General features: G+C 30.6%; 6 protein-coding genes and 1 pseudogene. 3 read left to right on the top strand and 4 right to left on the bottom strand.

Features of this window, described 5'->3' with window-relative positions:
- Window positions 1–645, bottom strand: a 645-nt coding sequence (locus AC2LE6_RS04070; protein WP_484477975.1) for an HAD-IIB family hydrolase, incomplete at its 3' end; no start/stop codon positions are given.
- Window positions 646–796: 151 nt separating this feature from the next.
- Between AC2LE6_RS04070 and AC2LE6_RS04065 the strand changes: the two genes are divergently transcribed.
- The 3 genes from AC2LE6_RS04065 to AC2LE6_RS04055 are packed head-to-tail and all read left to right on the top strand — an operon-like array spanning window position 797 to window position 2,871.
- Window positions 797–1,522, top strand: coding sequence for a glycerophosphodiester phosphodiesterase family protein (locus AC2LE6_RS04065; RefSeq protein ID WP_484477974.1), 726 nt, complete (start codon window positions 797–799; stop codon window positions 1,520–1,522).
- 25 nt (window positions 1,523–1,547) lie between these two features.
- A complete protein-coding gene (locus AC2LE6_RS04060) occupies window positions 1,548–2,165 on the top strand; it encodes a hypothetical protein (protein ID WP_484477973.1) in 618 nt (205 codons plus the stop codon).
- Window positions 2,166–2,217: 52 nt separating this feature from the next.
- Window positions 2,218–2,871 (top strand): hypothetical protein, encoded by a 654-nt coding sequence (locus tag AC2LE6_RS04055; protein ID WP_484477972.1) that lies wholly within the window; start codon window positions 2,218–2,220, stop codon window positions 2,869–2,871.
- A 26-nt stretch (window positions 2,872–2,897) separates the two neighbouring features.
- On the opposite strand, the gene AC2LE6_RS04050 is transcribed toward AC2LE6_RS04055, so the two are convergent.
- From AC2LE6_RS04050 to AC2LE6_RS04040, 3 genes and pseudogenes are all read right to left on the bottom strand, one after another.
- Window positions 2,898–3,788, bottom strand: a complete 891-nt coding sequence (locus AC2LE6_RS04050; RefSeq protein WP_484477971.1) for a glycosyl hydrolase family 17 protein — start codon at window positions 3,786–3,788, stop codon at window positions 2,898–2,900.
- A 63-nt stretch (window positions 3,789–3,851) separates the two neighbouring features.
- The gene (locus tag AC2LE6_RS04045) at window positions 3,852–4,316 is read right to left on the bottom strand and encodes a nucleoside deaminase (protein ID WP_484477970.1); all 465 of its coding nucleotides are present in this window, start codon (window positions 4,314–4,316) and stop codon (window positions 3,852–3,854) included.
- A 30-nt stretch (window positions 4,317–4,346) separates the two neighbouring features.
- A pseudogene (locus AC2LE6_RS04040) lies at window positions 4,347–4,478 on the bottom strand (YgeY family selenium metabolism-linked hydrolase); the annotation flags it as partial.

The following is a 4,478-nucleotide window of genomic DNA, read 5'->3' as shown; positions in this document are numbered from 1 at the left end:
TGCTATATCGTTATCCCCATCCCCAATTGCATAAGCGTTGCTTAAAGGGATTCCTTCGATTTCTAAAATCTTTTTGATTCCTTCTTTTTTACTCATTCCATCACTTAAAACGTCAAATCCTCCACCAAGCCATGAAACAACTTCTAGTTCATTAAATTCTTCTTTGTATTTATCATGACACGTTTTGTCACAAAACGCCCACATCTGGAAGATATCATTATCTTGATAGAAATGAGGATCTATTCTGGGTAATTTCATATCAACAAGTTCGAATGCTGCTTTTCCTTTTTCATCAACGATATTCAGTGTTTCATCAAACTCACCTAGGAAACCGTATTTTAATTCATTCTGATTAAAAGAATCTACTACTTGTTTTACTTTTTCTTTGGAAATAGGATTACGATAAATCGTTTCTCCATCCTTCATAATAATTTGTCCGTTTATCAAAATGTAGATATTAATAAACTCTTTTATCTCTTCAATAATATGAAGCATATAAAAAGCACGACCTGTCGCTATTGCGATTTCGATGTCGTCACGCTCGTGTAATTGTTTTAGTGCATTTATTGTACTTTTTGGGATTCCTTTGATATCAGGGTCATACAAGGTTCTATCTATATCAAAGAATACTATTTTTTTCTCCATGTCAACACCTCAACCAAATTATAACATATATTTATAATATATGATTTGTAATAGAAATAAAATTCGATATTAATGATTTCTTCATATTAGGGAGTTATCATAGGTTTCTGATATGTTATAATGTAAGTATGTTTTGTAGGAGGAACAATCGATGAAAAATTTAGAATGGCTAAAAGAGGGAACTTTTGCACATCGTGGACTACATAATAAAAAAACACCCGAAAATACAATAGCTGCATTTGAACATGCAGTTAATCATTTTTATGATGTTGAGTTAGATATCCAATTAACTAAAGATCATAAATTAATTGTTTGTCATGATCACACGTTAACTAGATTATGTGGAATTAAAAAGAAAATTAAGAACTTAACATATGATGAAATCAAAGTGCTAAAGATTAGAGATACAGAGTATTCTATTCCTCTACTTACCGATGTCCTTGATTTGTTTCCTGAAACAACTAAACTACTACTAGAGTTAAAGAAGTCTACTAATAATAAATTACTTGTTGATTCATTTCTAAAGACTATGAATAATTATACATTTACATATGCTGTATTGTCTTTTGATCCAAGAATCGTAAACATCTTCAAGAAAAAGGCAAATCATTTAATTAGAGGGTTTATTAGAAAATCAAAACCAACTAAATATAGATGTATAAATCTATTGTTTAGGCTTATTCCTATCCTAAAAATTACGAAGCCAGATTACATTATGCATAAATTATCTGACTTACCAAATAAAAAAGTTACAAGTCTACAAGAAAATGGTATGATAATACTAGTGTATACTGCTAAAACTAAGAAAGATTATCAAAAAGTATTAGCGAAATATAACAACGCTGTTTTTGAAGGGTTCTTACCCATTAAATACTAGGTATTAAAACTTACGGAGGATTACTATGAAAAAAGGAAGAATTGTTTTTATTGGTTTATTATCAATCATTATCATTTACATGTTAGTTGTTATGGGGTTAATGCGAAATCCAGATTTTGATTTAGGTGAATCCAGCTTTTATACATTTACGTTACGACATAATATAGCAGATTGGAAGTATAGTTCAACAACATTTGTTTTATCATCATTTGCTGTGTTTCCAGTTGTATTCTTATATATAGGTATTTTATTCTTTGCTATCGTGCAAAGATTACGTTACTCTAAGTTTGATCCTCGTTCAATGACAAAAATTTCTGGTCATTTGGGGCTAATACTATTAATTATTATATCGATGTCGTTCTTTGAGTTTCATAGAACGTGGTCGCATTTAACTGTAATACCAAACTGGTTTGTTCTAACTATACTAGTGATGCTCTTTGTTGAAGGTATTGTTGTCTACAATAATATTATTCATGGACATAAATTAATGCATATGACAGTTGCAAGAATACTATTTATGTTAATCGCAGTACTAAGTACATATATGAAGCTTTACAACTTCTTTTTCTTCTTCTTGATGATGATTAGTTTAATCTTTATGGTTTACTATTTAACAGATACCGCAGATACAGATATTCTATAAAAAAAACAAGTTCATTTGAACTTGTTTTAAATATGTTTAAAAGGGAGATACTATGAGTAAAAAAAGATGGTTTTTATTAGGTTTGCTATTACTACTTTTTGTTTATTTTCTACAAACTATTGGTAATGTCCCAGACATTTCTGAAAAGGAGATATTTTATCAATACGTATTTAAGATTACGAAATACTATATGAGCGGTAGATATCCAACACACACTTATATTTCTGTATCATCTTTCATACCATACCTTGTCATATTCCTTTATACATTCATTTTAAGCTCTACTGTCATTTCTCATATAAAAAAAAGTAAATATGACAAAAAATCAATCATAATAGCTGCTATCTCACTTGTATCCTTGATTGTTATTATCGTGAGTACCCTTCAGTTTAAACACAAGGTTCTTATACCACCTTTTACATTACATTACTACCCTTGGTACTATAGGTATATTGAATTACTTCAAAATGCATTTATAATCATAGTAATTGTATCTTTGTTGACTGAGATTACAATTATATTCAAGAGTATTAAAAATAGGAACTGGCATCTCTTGATGTCTATTGGCAGAATAATATTTATATCAATAGGGTATATGAGTCTCAGTGTTACGATACATGAAATTATATTCTATATCACTCTTGCACTAATGTTGGTTTTACTATTCTATTATTTCTTTGATGGTTCGGATGAGGATATATTATAAAAAAACAAGTTCATTTGAACTTGTTTTTATTTTCGTTTTCTACCTACAGTATATATTCCCCAGTTCTTTTCTGGTTCTTCAGGATTGTTTTCACCCTTCCATGGCTCATCGAATGCTTCAAACAAATATATAAGAGTATTGTTTTCTTGACCCCATTTGGTAATTTGTGAGTTGAAAATCTTCTGATTTTCAATATTTGCATCCTCTTTTTTAATGCGTGCTCCATGAGTGTTTGTTGGCCACCCAGTTTCTGTGATAATACAGTATTTATCTGGATATTTATTTTGAACTTGGTTAAAGTTTTTGACTGCGACTTCTAGTCCTTCTTCTATCTTACATCCTTGCCAAGCTGGATAGGTATGTAGACTGATAAAATCTACTTCTTTTGCTAGTGGTTCTAGTTCTTCTATCCAAGTTTGATACTCTTCACAAAATGTAACCAGGCAATCTGTATTTTCTTTTATTGTCTTTGTAACATTTACTAATGTATCTATGCTAACTCTACTATTATTCCAAATCGATCTTGTTTCATTTCCTATTGATATAGCTGATACGATATTCTCGTATTTTTCGTATAAAGCCAACAATTCTTTTACTTTATCATTATTTTTCTCAATACTTGCTAATAATACCTTTTCTTCATGTACATAGAAAAAGGGATGATTTATATGGTTTTCTTCTGGTGACAAGTAAAGCCCTAGCATCACTTTAAAATCCAGATTATTTTCTTCTATTACTTCAAGTGTTCTATATGCATGAGGACTACAATCATAAATCCTAAGATAATAAAACTCTCCCTCTAATAGCAATAAATCTTCAAGGATTTGCTTTTTAGATGGATATGTCTTTGTAAATGGTGACTGGTTTTCTCTATAACCCGAATAATTGATAGCTTGTTTAAACTTAAATGATTTCATCTTATCACTCCTCTTTAGAATAGTATAACATAAAAAAAGCAAGCTCAGAGCTTGCTTTTGTTTTTAGTATGGTACTTTCTCAACCATTTTTCCCCATTCAGTTAGGGGTGCTTGACATTCTTCTACATCTATAACTTCTATTTCCACTTGTAAGTCAGATGCTTTTTTATTGATTACATCATAGATGTATTGATCATCAAAATCGATAGCTGCTGCATCTTCTCTTGATGCTCCAAAATATAGTTTTTTCATTTTTGCCCAGTGAATTGCTGCGAAACACATTGGACAAGGTTCACATGAAGAGTAGATTTCACAATCTGATAAATCGAAGCGACCTAGTTTTTTGGTTGCTTTTCTTATTGCGTTTACTTCTGCGTGCATAGTAGGATCATTAGTTGCGATTACTTCATTGTGAGCTTTTGCGATAATTTCACCGTTTAGAACAATAACTGCACCAAATGGTCCACCTTCACCTTTTCTCATTCCTATAAAAGCTTGATTAACTGCTTCTTCCATGAATTTATTCATAATACCCTCCTAATTTGTAGTTTATTGTTTTTATTTTTCCTCATTGTTTATACTTTCTAAATATGACAGAGGTATTGTTGCGTACATTGCCGCTGCTTTCACTAACTCACTAACCCATGTTTTTTCGTTAGGTGCATGTGCTTCTTCTTCATGACCTGGACC

Source organism: Candidatus Izemoplasma sp., from assembly GCF_982632705.1.
Note: the sequence above shows the minus strand (reverse complement) of the source record. Positions and strands in the feature narration are given on the sequence as shown.